This is a genomic window from Dehalobacter sp., assembly GCF_030063005.1.
Lineage (GTDB): Bacteria > Bacillota > Desulfitobacteriia > Desulfitobacteriales > Syntrophobotulaceae > Dehalobacter > Dehalobacter restrictus.
On the sequence record NZ_JAPDHR010000002.1, the window covers coordinates 48,234 to 65,271 of the forward strand.

Annotated in this window: 21 protein-coding genes; 2 read left to right on the plus strand and 19 right to left on the minus strand. The window is 45.4% G+C overall.

Going from position 1 to position 17,038, the window contains the following annotated elements:
* Window positions 1-20 precede the first annotated feature (20 nt).
* The 13 genes from OKX56_RS00910 to OKX56_RS00970 all read right to left on the minus strand — a co-directional run bounded on the left by OKX56_RS00910 (window position 21) and on the right by OKX56_RS00970 (window position 11,676).
* Window positions 21-1,451 (minus strand): NADH-quinone oxidoreductase subunit N, encoded by a 1,431-nt coding sequence (locus tag OKX56_RS00910; RefSeq protein WP_019225125.1) that lies wholly within the window; start codon window positions 1,449-1,451, stop codon window positions 21-23.
* Complete coding sequence (locus OKX56_RS00915; RefSeq protein ID WP_019225124.1) at window positions 1,451-2,989, minus strand: complex I subunit 4 family protein; 1,539 nt, start codon at window positions 2,987-2,989, stop codon at window positions 1,451-1,453. The genes OKX56_RS00910 and OKX56_RS00915 overlap by 1 nt, the downstream gene beginning before the upstream one ends.
* A complete protein-coding gene (gene nuoL / locus OKX56_RS00920) occupies window positions 2,989-4,962 on the minus strand; it encodes an NADH-quinone oxidoreductase subunit L (RefSeq protein WP_019225123.1) in 1,974 nt (657 codons plus the stop codon). Before nuoL ends, OKX56_RS00915 begins: the two co-directional genes overlap by 1 nt.
* A 37-nt stretch (window positions 4,963-4,999) precedes the next feature.
* On the minus strand, window positions 5,000-5,335 hold the full coding sequence (gene nuoK, locus OKX56_RS00925) for an NADH-quinone oxidoreductase subunit NuoK (RefSeq protein WP_019225122.1): 336 nt from the start codon (window positions 5,333-5,335) through the stop codon (window positions 5,000-5,002).
* Complete coding sequence (locus OKX56_RS00930) at window positions 5,332-5,832, minus strand: NADH-quinone oxidoreductase subunit J family protein (RefSeq protein WP_019225121.1); 501 nt, start codon at window positions 5,830-5,832, stop codon at window positions 5,332-5,334. Before OKX56_RS00930 ends, nuoK begins: the two co-directional genes overlap by 4 nt.
* Window positions 5,832-6,245 carry a NuoI/complex I 23 kDa subunit family protein gene (locus OKX56_RS00935; protein WP_019225120.1) on the minus strand — a complete coding sequence of 138 codons (414 nt, stop codon included), beginning with the start codon at window positions 6,243-6,245 and terminating at the stop codon, window positions 5,832-5,834. Before OKX56_RS00935 ends, OKX56_RS00930 begins: the two co-directional genes overlap by 1 nt.
* Before the next feature lie 12 nt (window positions 6,246-6,257).
* Window positions 6,258-7,304, minus strand: a complete 1,047-nt coding sequence (gene nuoH, locus OKX56_RS00940; protein WP_019225119.1) for an NADH-quinone oxidoreductase subunit NuoH — start codon at window positions 7,302-7,304, stop codon at window positions 6,258-6,260.
* A gap of 36 nt (window positions 7,305-7,340) precedes the next feature.
* Window positions 7,341-8,450 (minus strand): NADH-quinone oxidoreductase subunit D, encoded by a 1,110-nt coding sequence (locus OKX56_RS00945; protein WP_025205348.1) that lies wholly within the window; start codon window positions 8,448-8,450, stop codon window positions 7,341-7,343.
* Window positions 8,451-8,485: 35 nt separating this feature from the next.
* Entirely contained in the window at window positions 8,486-8,947 is a 462-nt protein-coding gene (locus OKX56_RS00950) for an NADH-quinone oxidoreductase subunit C (protein WP_019225117.1), read from the minus strand.
* Window positions 8,940-9,479 carry an NADH-quinone oxidoreductase subunit B gene (locus tag OKX56_RS00955; RefSeq protein ID WP_019225116.1) on the minus strand — a complete coding sequence of 180 codons (540 nt, stop codon included), beginning with the start codon at window positions 9,477-9,479 and terminating at the stop codon, window positions 8,940-8,942. Before OKX56_RS00955 ends, OKX56_RS00950 begins: the two co-directional genes overlap by 8 nt.
* Window positions 9,470-9,826 carry an NADH-quinone oxidoreductase subunit A gene (locus tag OKX56_RS00960; RefSeq protein WP_019225115.1) on the minus strand — a complete coding sequence of 119 codons (357 nt, stop codon included), beginning with the start codon at window positions 9,824-9,826 and terminating at the stop codon, window positions 9,470-9,472. Before OKX56_RS00960 ends, OKX56_RS00955 begins: the two co-directional genes overlap by 10 nt.
* 300 nt (window positions 9,827-10,126) lie before the next feature.
* Window positions 10,127-10,507, minus strand: a complete 381-nt coding sequence (locus OKX56_RS00965) for a desulfoferrodoxin (RefSeq protein ID WP_019225114.1) — start codon at window positions 10,505-10,507, stop codon at window positions 10,127-10,129.
* Complete coding sequence (locus OKX56_RS00970) at window positions 10,504-11,676, minus strand: FprA family A-type flavoprotein (RefSeq protein WP_019225113.1); 1,173 nt, start codon at window positions 11,674-11,676, stop codon at window positions 10,504-10,506. Before OKX56_RS00970 ends, OKX56_RS00965 begins: the two co-directional genes overlap by 4 nt.
* Window positions 11,677-11,931: 255 nt before the next feature.
* Here OKX56_RS00970 and OKX56_RS00975 point away from each other — a divergent pair, with 255 nt between their 5' ends.
* Both OKX56_RS00975 and OKX56_RS00980 read left to right on the plus strand, forming a co-directional pair.
* Complete coding sequence (locus tag OKX56_RS00975; protein ID WP_019225112.1) at window positions 11,932-12,189, plus strand: CPF_0552 family protein; 258 nt, start codon at window positions 11,932-11,934, stop codon at window positions 12,187-12,189.
* A gap of 208 nt (window positions 12,190-12,397) precedes the next feature.
* Entirely contained in the window at window positions 12,398-13,231 is an 834-nt protein-coding gene (locus tag OKX56_RS00980; RefSeq protein WP_025205346.1) for a GAF domain-containing protein, read from the plus strand.
* A gap of 323 nt (window positions 13,232-13,554) precedes the next feature.
* On the opposite strand, the gene rbr is transcribed toward OKX56_RS00980, so the two are convergent.
* The 6 genes from rbr to OKX56_RS01010 form a co-directional block, all read right to left on the minus strand.
* Window positions 13,555-14,091, minus strand: a complete 537-nt coding sequence (gene rbr, locus OKX56_RS00985) for a rubrerythrin (protein WP_019225110.1) — start codon at window positions 14,089-14,091, stop codon at window positions 13,555-13,557.
* 187 nt (window positions 14,092-14,278) lie between these two features.
* A complete protein-coding gene (locus tag OKX56_RS00990; RefSeq protein WP_019225109.1) occupies window positions 14,279-15,037 on the minus strand; it encodes a fumarylacetoacetate hydrolase family protein in 759 nt (252 codons plus the stop codon).
* A gap of 26 nt (window positions 15,038-15,063) precedes the next feature.
* The gene (trhA, locus tag OKX56_RS00995; RefSeq protein ID WP_019225108.1) at window positions 15,064-15,711 is read right to left on the minus strand and encodes a PAQR family membrane homeostasis protein TrhA; all 648 of its coding nucleotides are present in this window, start codon (window positions 15,709-15,711) and stop codon (window positions 15,064-15,066) included.
* 88 nt (window positions 15,712-15,799) lie between these two features.
* The gene (locus OKX56_RS01000; RefSeq protein ID WP_019225107.1) at window positions 15,800-15,922 is read right to left on the minus strand and encodes a cyclic lactone autoinducer peptide; all 123 of its coding nucleotides are present in this window, start codon (window positions 15,920-15,922) and stop codon (window positions 15,800-15,802) included.
* Complete coding sequence (locus OKX56_RS01005; RefSeq protein ID WP_019225106.1) at window positions 15,919-16,506, minus strand: accessory gene regulator ArgB-like protein; 588 nt, start codon at window positions 16,504-16,506, stop codon at window positions 15,919-15,921. Before OKX56_RS01005 ends, OKX56_RS01000 begins: the two co-directional genes overlap by 4 nt.
* Window positions 16,507-16,526: 20 nt before the next feature.
* A complete protein-coding gene (locus tag OKX56_RS01010) occupies window positions 16,527-16,979 on the minus strand; it encodes a hypothetical protein (protein WP_019225105.1) in 453 nt (150 codons plus the stop codon).
* Window positions 16,980-17,038 lie beyond the last annotated feature (59 nt).

Genomic DNA, 17,038 nt, shown 5'->3' on the forward strand with positions numbered 1-17,038 from the left:
CTTTGATGCCTTCATTTACATCAGAAAGGAAACATCGCATTTCCAGCCATATTTGCCAGCACTGACAGTGGCTCGGCATAGACACCGAGAACCAGCGTGAGGACCAGAATCAGCAGTAGGGTAACATTGGTTCCGACCGGAACCTTGATTGGTGTGCTGGAGACAGGATCGTTCATATACATGGCTTTAACCACGAGCAAATAGTAATAGACGGAAACCATGCTCATGACCAGACCGAGAATGACGAGCCATAAATAGCCCTGGTTAACGATCGAAGAAAACAAATAAAGTTTGCCGACAAAACCGGCGAGAGGCGGTATCCCTGCCATCGACAGGAGACATACCGTCAGCACGGCGGCCATAAACGGTGAACGCTGGGCAAGCCCTGCATAATCTTTAATCTCTTCACTCCCCGTATTCTGGGAGAATGTGATGACAACCGCAAAAGCACCGATCGTCGCAAACACATACACCATCGAATAGAACGCAACTGCTTTGATCCCAGCGGAACTTATGGCGATAATTCCCGTGATAATATAGCCGGCCTGCGCGATACTTGAGTACGCAAGCATTCTCTTGATATTGGTCTGCGGGATGGCAGCAATGTTTCCGATGACCATCGTCATCGCAGCCATAATCGCCAGGATATACGTCCATTGTCCGCTGTAGCTTGGCAGTGCTTCAATCAGGATACGGGCCAACGCTGCAAAAGAAGCCGCTTTGGAACCGGTGGCGAGGAAGGTGGTGACAGGTGTCGGCGCACCTTCGTAGACATCCGGTGACCACATATGGAAAGGCACCAGCGAAACTTTAAAGCCAAGTCCTGACAGCAGGAAGATGATTCCGACGAGAATCGCCGGTGACAATCCATCCATCTGCTTAATGCTTTCAGCAATATCACGGATCACAAACGTACCAGTCATGCCATAGACCAGGCTTAAACCGTACAGCAGGATTCCGGAGGAAACGGCACCGAGAATCAGGTATTTGACCCCGGCTTCAGAGGACTTCAGATCGGTCTTGTAGCCTGCCAGGATGTAGAATGAAATTGTCATGGTTTCCAGCGCGACATAAAGTGTCAGCAGGTCTCCGGCGGAAACCAGCACCATCATGCCCAGCGCAGCAACGAGGGTGATGATATAGAACTCATAGTTGCCGCCCATTTTCCTGACATACACCGTGGAGGTCAGGATGACCAGAACGGCAGCTATCAGGAACAGCTGTTTAAAGAACACGGCAAAATCATCGACGATGAACATGCCGTCCATCACACTGGTATTCTGTCCATAGCTTCCGAAACTGTATACGAGGATCACCGCAAGTCCCACGGCAATGACGTAACCAAGTCTATGCCGTTTTTCTTTGGACAGGAACAGGCCAATGGCCAGAACTACCAGTCCAAGGAGTGCCGTTGCAATTTCAATGGTAAATAAAGAAAAGTTTATATTCATTACAGGTTACCTCCTATCTGGGAGCTAGCCTCGACCAGTCTTTCAGCAATAGGCGTTATCCCTGAATTGACCATATCCATCAGCAAGGATGGGAATAAACCGAAGATGACAGTGAACGCGACCAGAACGATGACCGGAATCATATAGGAGCCTTTGATATCTATTTTTCCGTCCCATTCTGTCTTGCGTGGTCCAAACAGTACATTGGCTGCCATTCTGAGGACATAGACGGCTCCAATAATAATTCCCGTCAGGGCCAGAATCGCAGGAATCCTGATGGCCGGTTCGCTAAAAGCACCCATAAATACGGTAAACTCAGGAACAAACGTAATTAAGCCCGGCAGTCCGGCCGAAGCCATCGTCGCTACTAGGAACACACCGGCTAGACGCGGCATCTGATGTGCGACCCCTCCGAGATCAGGGATATGCCTAGTTTTCGTTTCAGCATAGATATAGCCGACGACCGAGAAGAACAGGGCCGCCATGATGCCATGCGCGAACATATTGGCAACCGCACCGTTCAGACCAATCACATTAAGCGATGCGATACCGATCAGTACGAAACCCATATGGCTCACGCTGGAATATCCGACGACATATTTCATGTCTTTTTGGGCCAGGCTGATGAACGCCGCGTACAGCACGTTGCAGACAGCCAGGATTGCAATCAGCGGCGCCCAGAATTTAGCACCGAGCGGGAAGATAAAGATACCGATCCGGATAAGACCATAGCCGCCAATCTTTTTCAGAACACCGGCGTGAATCATGGAAACCGCAGTCGGCGCACCGGCATATCCGTCCGGTGACCAAGAGTGAAACGGAAACATGGAGATCAGGGACGTGAAGCCAAGCGCCATCAAGCCAAAGATCGCAATCTGAAGGTTTCTGGAGAAGTTCAGCGTGGCGAGCTTTTCAATATCAAAGGTCGGCGTTCCAAGCATATTGCCGGCCAATACATACATCCAAATCAATCCGGCCAGAAGGAAGGCGCTTCCGATCAGTAGATAGATCGTCAGTTTCATACCGGCGTATTCTTTGTTGACATCTTTTGTTTTGCTGCCGCTTCCCCAGATGATCACCATGATGTAAATCGGAATGACCACCACTTCATAGAACAAGAAGAAGATAAACAGGTCCCTGGCAATAAAAGTTCCCATGACACCGGCAATCAGGATCAGCAGCAGGATATAGAACTCTTTGGCTCTTTTCTCGATACTCCAGGAACGGGAAAACACTGCTGAAAAGCCAATGACGTTGGTCAGCAGCAGGAGAGGCAGGCTCAGGCCGTCAACCCCAAGCGAATAAACAACACCCAAGTCCGTCACAAACGGAATATCTTCCGTAAAGGCGAACCCACCGACAGCCAAGTTCTGCGTGTAATAAATATAATACACAAAAATGGACAGGGCAAGGGAAATGAACGTCGCGATGCCGGCAACGGCTTTGATCGCGCCGGATCTTTCTTTCGGTATAAAGACACTGATCAGCGCACCGATGATCGGTGCCAGTAAAATGGTGGTTAAGACAGGAAAATTCATTACTTGACACCTCCCAGCAGCCCGATATTCAGTTGACCTAAGTCTGCAGTTGTTAAAATCATGATCAGGACGATCACACCAACAAAGAAGACCATTGCATAGTGCTGAAGGTTGCCGGTATTGACTCTACGGGCAGCATCACCTGAATCCCGGGTAAGCTTCGCAAGACCATTGACAATACCGTCGACGATAACCACATCAACCCACCACAAAATCCGTCCGAACCCATCAATGATGTGATTAATGACCCAGAGGTAAAACTCATCAATATAGTATTTATTAAGCGAAAGCTTATACAGGAACGGGATCTTTTGGGCAACGGCTTCAGCTGAGAATGTCTTCTTCAGATAGAACAGCGCAGCCGTTCCAATTCCGATCAACGCTAACGCTGTTGACAGGATGATCAGGAACCAGTTTGCTTCCACCTCGTGGAAATGGCCCAACCGGACAAAGTAACCAAAAGCATGTCCTTCCCCAAGTCCCGGCCAGCCTACCCAGCCGCCGGCCAGCGAAAACACAGCAAGAATGATGAGCGGGATCGTCATGGTCTTCGGTGCTTCATGCGGATGCGCATCGTGGCTTCTGAGTTCACCGTGGAAGCAGATGAAGAACATCCTGAACATATAAAATGCCGTCATTAGGGCTGTCAACGCTGCCAGAATAAACAGGACCGTGTAGACGCCCTGAAACGGACCGGCAGCATGTCCCGATAATGATGAAGCAGCATAGGTGACTTCCAGGATCAGGTCCTTACTGAAGAAGCCGGCAAACGGAAAGATACCGGAAATGGCCAGGCAGCCAACCAGCATGGTCCAATAAGTAACCGGCATGTATTTTTTCAAACCGCCGTATTTCGCAATGCTGGCTTCATTGTGCATCGCATGAAGCACAGCGCCTGCGCAAAGGAAGAGCAACGCTTTGAAGAAAGCGTGGGTGAACAAATGAAACATACTGGCGGTAAGGCTTCCTGCTCCAAGGGCCAGCATCATGTAGCCGAGCTGGGAAACCGTTGAGTAAGCCAGGATCTTTTTCATCTCGGTCTGCGTTAAGGCAATAGAGGCCGCAAAGATTGCGGTGAAACCGCCGATAATCGCCACAAAAACCATTGCCGTAGGAAGCGTAATGAACAGCGTAAGCGTTCTGCCAACCAGATAGACCCCTGCCACAACCATGGTAGCCGCATGGATCAGTGCACTGACCGGAGTAGGGCCTTCCATGGCGTCGGGAAGCCAAACATGGAACGGGAACTGACCGGATTTGGCCATAGGTCCGAGGAACAGCACGATCGCGATTGCCGTCAGCGCACCAGCCGAGAGGGTGGTGTACTGCGCAAAATTCGGGATCATTTCAGCGAGTTCCTGCAGGTCAAGGGTCCCGAAGTTGACTTGCAGAAGAATAATCCCCAGAAGCAGGCCGAAGTCCCCTGCCCGGCAGGTAATGAACGCCTTTTTTGCTGCTTCACGCGCGGAATTCTTCTCGTACCAGAAACCAATCAGCAGATAGGAACACAGGCCGACCAGTTCCCAGAACACAAACATTTGCAGAAGGTTCGGCGCAATGACCAACCCCAGCATCGAGGCGGCAAAGAGCGAAAGGTAGGAATAAAAACGGGAAAATCCAGGATCTCCGTGCATATAGCCGAGAGAATAAATCTGGACCAAAGACGCGACCAACGTCACTACGAAAAGCATCATGGCCGATGTAGGATCGATCTGCGTTCCTACGTCGATCGTGAGCCCATGCATACTGAACCAAGGAACAACGACTTTTAAAGGATGTTCTATTAAGAATTCGCCGCGTTGAAGTACGCCTATTCCAATAGCAACCGACAGTACAAACGATACAAGGATGCCCAGAATGGAAATGAAAGCGCTTAGCTTTTGCGAGGGTTTCGTCACAAAGACGATCAGAGCAAAGGCCAACGCTGGCAACAACGGAATCAACCAGGCGTTATTCAAAGCAAAATCAATCATTATAGTAAATTACACCTGCCTTTATCTTGAATTAAGACTACCATTTCATTGAATCGATATCATCCGCTTCAACTGACTTGTGCTGGCGGTAGACAGAGATAATCAAGGCCAAGCCTACCGATACTTCCGCTGCTGCCAAGGCGATCACAAAAAGCGCGAAGACGTGGCCGTGCAGAGCCGGAGCGGTGGTATATCTGTTAAATGCAACAAGGTTGATGTTGACTGAACTCAGCATGATTTCCATTCCCATGAGGATCGCAATCAGGTTTCTTTTGGCCAGAACACTGAAAAGCCCGATGAAGAAAAGAGTTCCGCTAAGAATCAGAAAATGCGGCAATCCAATATTGAATAAAAAGTCGATGATACTACTCATGAGGACTTTTTCACCTCTTTCACGATAACAATCGCGCCGAGCATGGCCACCAGCAACAGTACTGCGGTCACTTCAAACGCAACGACGTATTTTGTCAGCATCAGATTAGCAATTTCCTTCGCTGTTGACTCCGGAGCTGTCGTAGCCTTCAGCGGCCACTTCGTTGTCAGCACCATGACTGCATTCACGACGATCATGATCAGCGAGAGCAGCGCTCCCGGAATCAGGTTCCTGGAGAACAAGTTTGTCGTTTTCATATCCCCGCGCATGGTAAACATGATCGCGAAAACAACAAAGATCGTAATCGCCCCGGCATAAATCAGAACCTGGGTGGCGGCCAGAAAATCAGCATGCAGCAGAACAAAAACCCCCGAAATACCCAAGAATGCTACCAGCATTAAAAGCGCACTGTGAAAGATATTTTTGCTGATGACCATCATAAGTGCCGAACCGAGGGTAACGATGGCAATTACGTAAAACATCACTGTAAAGCCCATCACGCTTCACTCCTTTCAGCCTGAACCGACTGAGGCTCGGCTTTATAGAGGATTCTGTTAAGATCTTCCCGGAAGAAGACCGTCTGTTCAAAAGCTTGCGTATTGTACAAAGCATCTTGAGGACAGGCCTCAACACAAAACCCGCAGAAAATACAGCTTTCCATCAGCATACGATACTGAACCAGCTTTCTTTTGTTGTTCTCATCCTTATAGCTTTCAATGGAGATAATCCCGTTGGGACAAGCGTTGACGCAAAGTCCGCATGCCGTACATTTATCCGGGGTCAGTTCAAACCATCCCCGGGAGCGCTTCGGCAGGTTAGGCTTTTGCTCCGGGTACATCTCCGTGACTTTCTTCTTAAAAAAGTGTCTGATTGATATTCTTAAGCCTTTTAAAAGTCCTTGTCCGTACACGATTTCACCACCTTAACCTGCAATCATCCGGTAGACGTAAACGCCAATGCCGGTGATCACAATATTGAATAACGTAAGCGGAATCAGGAATTTCCAGCCAATATGCATCAAATGCTCGACCTTTACCCTGACAAATGTCCATCTGACCCACATGAACAGGAAAATCATCAAGTAAATTTTAAACATCATCCAGATGAATCCCGGTATGAAGGTCAAGCCAAACGGTGCATTCCAGCCGCCGAGGAACACAACCGCTGCAATCGCCGAGACCGCAACCAGATGGGTATATTCAGCGACCATAAACAACGCATAGCGGATACCCGAATACTCAACGAAATATCCCGCAACCAACTCCTGCTCCCCTTCCGCCAAGTCGAACGGTCCACGGTTTGTTTCCGCGATGGAACAAACAAAATAAGCGAAGAAGGCGAGAATCTGTGGGAAGATAAACCAGACGTTTTTCTGGGCATCGACAATCTCGGTAAGGCTTAAGCTTCCGGTGATCATGACGATGCCGAGCAAAGAAAAGGCCAGCGGAATTTCATAGCTGATCATCTGAGCAGCCGTTCTCATGCCGCCGAGCAGCGCGTATTTATTATTGGAAGCAAAACCGGCCATGACAAAGGCAATCGTTCCTGTAGAACCGATCGCAATAAAGTACAATAGTCCGACATTCAAATCTTCCAGGATCATACCTTTGCCGAGAGGAATAACGGCCCAGCCCATAATTGCTGTAAGGAATGCGCAGATACTGGCAATCTTAAATACCGGTCTGTCCACGTTTTCGGGAATGATATCCTCTTTCCCGAGCATTTTGACAATATCAACTGGGAACTGCAGAAAACCTGCAGGTCCAAGGCGGTTGGGGCCAACGCGGTCAGCGTAAAAAGCAGCAAACTTACGTTCCAGCCAGACCAGAACAATCAGGTTCGTTAGCACAAAGATAATGACAATTAAAACCAGAATGGTTTTAATCAATATTTCAGCAGGCAATGCCGGTATTCCAATCCCAACAAGCCACTGTCTGAACATATCGACCCAAACAAGAAATAGTACCATATTTTCCTCCATCTTCTGAATTCTTGTTTCTGTCTGTTAGCGATCAATTTCTCCCAACACAATGTCTAAGGAAGCAAAGGCAACGACTGCATCCTGCAGATGCAAACCGACAGCCATTTCTTCAAAAACTGCCACATTTACAAAACAGGGAGAACAAATCCTTAAACGGTAAGGTTTGGCTGTACCGTCACTCACAATATGGAAACCAAGATGCCCTTTGGAATGCTCGATACGGTGATAGACTTCTCCGGCAGGAGGTTTAATTATTTTCGGGACCTTGGCCAAAACCGGACCTTCCGGAAGTTCTCTATAAGCCTGTTCCAGAATTTTGACGCTTTCAGCCATCTCGTCCATACGAACGATATAACGATCAAACGTGTCCCCAGTCTGACGGACCGGCACATTGAATTTAAAACGGTCATAGATCCCATATGGCTCGTCCCGACGCAGATCATAATCAATGCCTGAAGCCCTGGCCGAAGGACCGGATATCCCGTAATTCAAAGCTTTTTCGCGGGAAAGCGAGGCAACCCCCTTTGTACGGGCCTGGAAGATCTCATTGCCGGTTAATATACCGTGGTACTCTTCCATGCATTTAGGCATGATATCGAGCAATTTGCGCAGGGCAGGCATAAATTCTTCGTTTAGATCCGCTGCAACGCCACCAAACCGCATATAATTCGGCATCATGCGGCTGCCGGCTGCCATTTCAAATAAATCCAAAATCGTGTCTCTCTCGCGGAACCCGTAGGTCCAAGGTGTGAAACCGGCCATGTCCAGCGCCATCGAGGAATAAAACACCAAGTGGCTGGCGATACGCTGAAGTTCAGCCATAATCACCCGGATATATTCGGCCCGTTCGGGAACCTGATCGGAAATACCCATCAATTTTTCCACCGTACGGACATAAGCCTCTTCATTCAACATGCCTGAAACATAGTCCAACCGTCCGTTGTACGGAATAAACTGGGTATAGGTACGGGACTCCGCCATTTTTTCAATGCCGCGATGAAGATAACCGATATGGTTCACGCACTTGGTGATATATTCGCCCTCCATTGTGAACACTCCGCGATACACCCCGTGCGTACTGGGGTGCTGAGGACCAAAGTTTAAGTTCATCTCCTGGGTTCTTATGTCATTCATTCTTACACCTCAAATTCTGTTTCGCATTTTGGTGTTTAATCAGCCTGCTGCGTAAAATCTTTGCGCAAAGGATGTCCGGCAAAGTCCTCCGGCAGCAGAATCCTTCTGAGATCAGGATGATCATTAAATAGAATCCCCATCAAATCGAAAACTTCCCTTTCGTGTACCTGAGCCGCTTTCCAGACGGAACTGACCGACGGTACCCAGCAGGGATTCTCTTTGGTTATTTCCACTTTAACAGTCAAATAGTGCTTATGCTCAATCGAAAACAGGTGATAGATCACCGTGAAGTTTTCCGGATAATCCACAGAGCTTAGATTCATCAGAACATCGAATTTGTACTGTGGATTTTCCCTAAGTTCCTGCATGGTCTCCACAAGCTTCAAGCGGGATACTTTTATGGAACCTTCCGTATTGTCCTCAAAGACTTCTGCTTGAGCATCCATCTTCTCATTAAGGAAGGCAACCAGTGCTTGACGATCCATCTTCTTATCCATTCTGCATGATCCTCTCCTTGTTGTTCTCAGCGAACTTTCTGGGATTCGTCACTTTTTTCCGCAGCTCGAGAAGTCCGTAGAACAGTGCTTCGGGTCTCGGCGGACAGCCCGGTACGTAGACATCTACCGGCAAGAACGTATCGGCTCCTTTCACAACACTATAGGAGTCTTTGAACGGACCGCCGCTGATTGCGCAACTGCCCATTGCCAGCACGTATTTCGGTTCGGCCATTTGTTCATACAGTCGGGCAACAATCGGTTCCATTTTTTTCGTGACTGTCCCCGCGATAATCAGAAGGTCGCACTGACGCGGCGAAGGTCTGAATACTTCGGACCCGAAACGCGCGATGTCATAGCGGGCATCTCCAGCCGCCATCATTTCAAACGCACAGCAGGCCAAACCGAACGTCAGCGGCCAGAAGGACCGGGAGCGGCACCAGTTTAACGCATCTTCGATCTTGCACATGATAATATTGTTTGGCATCTCATATTCCGGCACTTCAACTTTATAGTTTTTCTTGACTACATCCATTCCAGAGCACCTTCCTTCCAGGCATAGGCAAATCCAAGGATGAGAATTGCAATAAAGATCACCATCTCAACAATGGCAAACAAGCCCAAATTTTGGAACAACATGGCCCAAGGATAGAGGAAAATTGTTTCAACATCAAAAACCACAAAAATTAAAGCATACATAAAGTAACTAATTTTAAAACGAATCCACGTATCCCCCTGGGTATCAAGGCCACACTCGTAAGTCAACAATTTTGCCTTGGTTGGATTGCTAGGACAGAGCAGCCTCTGAACCACCAGCAGAATTACTGGGAATACAATTCCCCACGCTAAAATTACTGCGATCCCTGCGTAGTTAATTAACATTGTCTACCTCCTCTATATATAAATGAAAATGAATTTAAATTCTCACCAGAGAATTATTGCAAGATGCGTGCCAGAAGTATCCGACACTCAACTTATAAAAATAAAGGCCCAAATACAGGCTTTTTCTCAAATTGTTAAAGTCTCGTAAAAACAAAATATCATTCCGAAAAATTCATAAGTGTACAATTTATTTTCAATTTGATCAACTGAAACAAAAAAGAGATGGTAATCTCAGTCTTTATTATACCATCCCTCTCCTATGATCACATCATCAACTATTAAGAATAATAAACCGTAGGTCTATTTTGTTTTCCAGAGCCCATGCAGATTGCAGTATTCCCTGACCTCGAGAACGGCTGCGATATCTACTGGGAAAGAAGCCTCAGGCTTCTGACCAGGTTTAAGCTCTACACGGCAGACTTTATCTGCGGTCAGAACTTCGATAAACTGAATAAAATGTTTTTCTTCCATGGGGTGCTCAATACTGCCAACCGTTACTTTGATGCCCTTTTCTGTTGGCTGAACTATCGGAAGGTGTTTTTCCAAACCCATATCTTCCGAACGTCCCTCAAGCTTTTCCATGGGCTGGCCACAGCATACCAAGGCTGGAGCCCCTGTGTGAACAATCTCCACAACATTGCCACAGACGTTGCACTTGTAGATCTCTCTTAAATTCGTCATAGGATATTTCCCTCCAACTTCTCTTTCATTTCTTCCAGTTGATCCTCTTCCGGAATGTATTGAATCCTGATATTTTCCAGGGTTTCAAAACCGCAGTCCTTCAGATACTGCTCGACTTGTCCGATACTCTGGCCGCTCCAGCCATAAGAACCGAAAGCCAGTCCAATTCTGTCCTTCGGAGCCAGACCCTTCAGATAGGTTAAGAAACTGGCTACACTTGGCATCAGGTTATTATTCAGAGTCGGTGAGCCGACGCAGATATATTTTGCTGTGATCACTTCAGTCATAATATCTGAAATATGGTTATTTTTTAGATCCATGAACCGGACGTTATAGCCCTTTTTCTCAAATGCATCGCTGATGCTCTCCGCAATAATCTCCGTTGCGTTCCACATCGTGTCATAGACAATCACAACCTTTTTTTCCGTGGCATTCGTGGACCATTTTTGATATTCGTTGAGAATTGCCGGGATGTTGGAGCGCCAGATCAGCCCATGGCTGGTCGCAATTACCTCGACATCCAGTCCGCCTAAGGTTCCTAAAGCTTTTTGAACCTGACCGCCGTACGGCAGGACAATATTCGCGTAATATTTCCTGGCTTCTTCCAGGATAACCCCGAGCGGGAGCTCATCATCAAATCTCTCGGTTGAAGCAATATGCTGGCCGAAAGCATCATTCGAGAACAGAATTTTATCTTCCTCAAGGTAGGTCACCATATTATCCGGCCAGTGTACCATTGGGGTCTGGACAAAAGTTAGATTCCTCTTGCCGATATTCAGGACATCTCCTGATTTGACAATCCGATAGTTCCAATCTTCCCGGAAATGTGCCTTGAGCCCCTTTTCCCCATTGGGGGATGTGACCAGGGTTGCCTTAGTGGCAATCTCCATAATTTCCGGCAAGCTTCCTGAATGGTCCTGCTCAACATGATTGGAAATAACGTAATCAATATCTGCCGGATCAATCACATCCGAAATCCGTTCCAGCATTTCGTCAAATAGGTAATGCTTTACCGTGTCAATTAACGTAATCTTCTCATCAATGATCAGATAAGCATTATATGTACTCCCCCTTTGGGTCAGATACCCATGAAAATTTCTGATGTTCCAGTCAATTCCACCTACCCAGTAGACATTTTCCTTAATTTGAATTGCTTTTATAGAAATCACCTCATATCTTTGTCTTGATATCCACTTCCAAGAATTCACATTTTATTGATTTGTTATTTTCTCTTAACACCTAGTTTATAATATTTCTATTATTTTTTCAACAGCATACTTATTGATAATTATTATAAATCAAAATTACTTTGGTCATTCGGTTAAATCGTTCATGTGAAAGAAGGAAATCATTACGCCTTCCAAGAATATATCTTCAAATATAATGGAGAACTCTATTTTTCTATGACAAAGGAGGCTGAACAAATGTCTTGTTTTAAGCTTATGGCTATAGCTGTTAACCACAGGGCAAAAAATGCTGCCGAAGTACAGGGCGTCTTGACAAAATATGGTTGTATGATCACCGTGAGACTGGGTCTTCATGAGGCCGGTAATGTATGTTCGGACTCAGGGCTAATCATTCTTCAGCTTTCCGGCACTCCCGAAGAGTCGGAATCCTTTGCCGGTGATTTGAACTCAATTCCCGGCGTCAACGCCAAATTTATCGAGATCTGCACCGAGTAAGAAACGCTACTTTTGACTTAAGCAAAAGGCTTCAGATATCAATTTCAAAAGTTTTGTCAGAACAGGTATGATATAAGTTTCGACTGCTTCGACTGCCTATCTCCTTTCTTTTATTGTTTTTTACAATTTTACAAATTATACTAAATTATTTACACCTTTTGTAATAAGATAAAGATACCAATATGGAGTCGAAAAGGAGGTATCATTTATGTCGAAAACCCAGGTAAGCGAATTATTAAAGATTCTTGACAGAGAAATTATGACAAAAAAAATACTCTCCGAACTGAATAATTATATCAATTTGAAAGACTCAATCATTGCGGTTATGAAGCATTTAAAGCAGATCACTAATTGTGACGCTATCGGTATTCGCATATATGATGGCAAAGATTATCCCTTTTATGCCTGTGAAGGCCTGCCTGAGATGCAGATTTCTGAAGAACCACCCCTGTGTTCCGTAAACCCTGAACTCAAAATCCTGAAGCTTTCTCAGGATGAATTCTGGTCTACAAAGTGTATCTGCATGGATGTTATCCAGGGAAAAGCAGACAGGAACATTCCTTTTTTCACTTCTCAGGGAAGCTTCTGGGCCAATGATCTGCCTTCGGTCCTTAAAACCAAGGATAAACATTGTATTGCGGCTGGCTTTAAATCTGTGGCTTTGATTCGTATCATGGCCAGGGATAACTGTATCGGTCTGATTCAGTTGTTGTGCAAGTCAGCGCCGTTTTATCTTGATATGATTCTTTACCTCGAAATGGTAGGAACCTACATCGGTATGGCCATCAACAACAGTTTGACCTATACCCGTATGAAGGAAGCCTACGATTCTATGAATCAGCTTATCCCGATGTGTTCAAGCTGCAAAAAAATTAATACCGAGGAAGAAAGCTGGATCACGATTGAGGAATACCTATTCCAGCAAACCGGCTCTGAATTCACCCATACCATTTGCCCCGAGTGCATTGAGGAATTGTATCCTGCGCTCTATCATAAACTCAAGGAAAAGGAAAATAAAGAAGAAGCGTTTAAAGCCGTGTGATTACAATACCATTATGTTTGGGTAAGTCTGAGGGCCACAATAGCCGCGTACCACGGATGGCACAATACAAAAAGCCTCGCTTCGTATCGTACTCCGCTCACAGCGGGACTGTGGCCCCAGACTGGTATCATAGGTTAACTTGCTGAAAGCCCAGAGGTCTTGGAATATTAGCGAGGATTTTTTCCATAACAGTTCACTGGGCTGTTATGCTGCGAAAACGTGTTCGCGAAGTATCCGTGTAAATCTACACTGTCCCAGAAATAAGAAAAACGTCACAATTGTGACGCCTTCCATAATACTGAATTTAGTTACAGCTACAACAATTAATAGTTCTGTGCAATCACTTCAAAGTACGCTTGCGGATGATCGCAGACCGGGCAGGTCTCAGGTGCTTCAGTCCCGACATGAATATGTCCGCAATTACGGCATTTCCAGGTCGTATTTTGCTTTTTGGCAAATATCTCCTTGTTCTGAAGATTCGACAGCAGCTGCTTGTACCTTTCCTCATGTTCTTTTTCTATTTTCCCAACGCCTTCGAATAATGCGGCAATGTCTCCAAATCCTTCTTCTCTGGCCTCTTGCGCCATTCTGGCGTACATACTGGTCCATTCTTCTCTTTCCCCTGCGGCAGCTGCAACAAGATTTTCTGTCGTGCAGCCAATCCCCTGGAGCTTCTTAAACCAAATCTTCGCATGTTCTTTTTCATTTTCTGCTGTTTCTAAGAAGATGGCGGCAATCTGCTCGTAACCCTCTTTTTTAGCGGCAGATGCGAAATAGGTATATTTGTTTCTCGCCTGTGATTCTCCGGCAAAAGCCTCCATTAAGTTCTTTTCTGTCTTTGAACCTTTTAAATCTTTCATCCCATAACTCCTCTCTGATTAGACTGGCCCTTGTACTTAGTCAACTCTAAAATGCATGTAAAACATCAGAAAGTATTCCATATGAATTGATCTTATATTTTGAGGACCTAAAAAGATTTTAAACGATCCGATATGATTATGCAACAGTTATTTATAATAATTACAATTATTAACTTAGTATAGTTATTTATATTACATAATTTCTTAACACACCGATCTTCTCAATATCAGCTTCTACCCTATCTCCAGGATTCATTGCTCCAATTCCGCCAGGTGTTCCGGTCAAAATAACGTCACCGGGCAGCAAAGTCATGATTGCCGACAGATATTCCACAAGCTCAAAGCATCTGAAAACCAGGTTCTTTGTGTTGGATTTCTGGCGTACTTCTCCGTTCAGGGTAAGCTTGACGGCCAAGTTGTCAGGATCGGCAACATCGGTCTCAATCCACGGTCCCAGCGGACAAAATGTATCAAAACCTTTTGCTCTTGACCATTGACCGTCTTTATGCTGAATATCCCTGGCAGTCACATCGTTCCCGACCGTATAACCAAAGATATATTCAACGGCTTTGCTTTGCGCCACATTTTTTGCTTTTTTGCCAATTACGATTGCCAGCTCCGCTTCATAATGCAGGTTTTGCGTTTGAGGCGGATAGACAATATTCTCTTCAGGCCCGATTACACTCGTAGAAGGCTTAAGAAACAGCAAAGGTTCCGCAGGAATGGGCTTGCCAAATTCAATCGCATGATCCTGGTAATTCAATCCGATACATAATACCTTGGACGGTTCAACAGGTGCCAGAAGCTGCACATCTTCCAGCGAACATATCTGGTCCGTTGCCTCATAAACTCCAAAAATATCCCCTTTGACATAGCGGATCATCTGACCTGTCAATACGCCGTACCTGACCTGGTTTTCCGCATCCTTGAATCTAAGAAATCTCATGCGTCTTTACTCCCTCTATGATTGTGTTAACCCATAACATACCGGTAAATAAAAAAATAATGCACAATACTCCCTGCTAAGATAAAAAGATGAAATATTTCATGGAACCCAAACTTCCCCAACCTGATCCACTGAGGTTTCACAGCATAAAAGACCGATCCTACAGAATATAACAGTCCTCCTAAGATTAGAAGGAATAAGCCCTGGCCAGGAATAGCCAGAGAAATTGGGTAAATAAAAAATATGGCAATCCAGCCCAGAAGCAAATAGAAAGCGGTATATAACCAGCGAGGAGCATTGAACCAGACAAGCTTCAGGACGATCCCTAAAACGGCCAGCGTCCAGACCCCGATCAGCAAGCCCATTCCCAGCGCACCCTGCAATGTGATCAGACAAATCGGGGTATATGTACCCGCGATCAGAACATAGATCATACAATGATCGATTTTCCGCAGCGTACGGATGACCTGTGCGCTGGAGACTACCCAGTGATAGATCATCGAAGCAGAATAAAGCAGAATAAGACTCCCCCCAAAGACTAGGGCAGAACCTAAATAGGCCATACTGTCGTGTTCCAGCGACCGCAGCAGAAGCAGAACCAGCCCGGAGAGCGAAAGTACAGCTCCGAGCATATGGGACATTGAATTGACCGGTTCCCGAATTCTTAAAGACATTTCTTACACTCCCACTGAAGATTTATTCTGTTACAAGCGTCAAAAATTGTAAGGATAAAAAATGAGGCGGGAAACCCGCCTCATTTTTTTATTTTTGCAGTGACTTTGGTGTCTTTGGCTGATAAGCCCAATAACCACAGGCAAATACAGAACTTGCAGTAGCGAGAAGTACAAGCATGGACGCCATCAGTGTGTAGAGAATTTTTTTCATGTTGTTATCCCCCTTTTTTTATTAAATACAGGCAGAAGGGTCATCGTCTGGAAAACGATCCCCAATACTGCACTGGTATTCACCAGGAAGTTATGACTGACTAACACTACACCAATCGTCAGGATAACAAAACCTATGGAAATAATCTTAAGTTTTCTTCTGAAATTTTGAGAGTGAATAGGTTTGGCCTCACAGTCCACCGGGGCAAGAATAGCAACTAGGGCCAAAGAAAACAGTAAAAAGGCCAGGAGAAAACCGGAGCTCTGGAAACCGTAGTTAACAATTTCCTTGGCAATAACACCAAGAATAGAATAAACTACCGCCCCAAAAGCCAGGCACTTTAGCGGCGTGTCGAAATGAGCCCCACCGGATACTCTCCGTAGAAATCCCCCGAAAACAGCAGCGATGACCGTGGGTACCAAGGCTTTAAAAAGAAAGGCCATTCCCATTATTGCCAAAAAACCCAACACTGTTAAAACAAGTGACTCAATACCATAAGCAATGATCTCTTTTTTATCGTCATCAAAATCTAATTCAGCTGTCAGATTACGGGAAATACGCTCACTGATTTGAGAGAGATCCATTTTCTTCCCTCCTGGTATACCTATCTTTTAACACCTTTTTTTATTTTTAAAATAATTAAACTCGCTATGAATAAAACAAATACTTGAGGTAAAGTAATCAGTATCCTTAATCCAACATCTGTGTTTAGCATCTCAGCTGAAACGTGAAATAATGGCATTAACAAAGACAAACAAACTGTCTCACTAATAATTAAGGCTAAAAAGCCAAGAAGGCTTGCAACCAAACCAGCATAAAAATTACTCTTGCCCCCAAAAAACAAAAGAATAAATAAAAGGACCAACATAATCACAGTGTGTAAACCAAACAGGATTGGAAAAAATCGAAGTAAATAAGAGGTCAAAGCCAAAATTATCCCCATGGAAACAATTTTTTTCCATGCAAAAGGCATACCCGCAATAACATAGGCTAAAGTAACAACAGCGATCTGTTCCGGTATTCCTTGCAAAATGAGTGCTATTATTGGAATCTTCATCGATTTCCTCCTTTGGCATTATATGTATTTAGTTTCTACAGTTTTGGCATTTTTCCTTT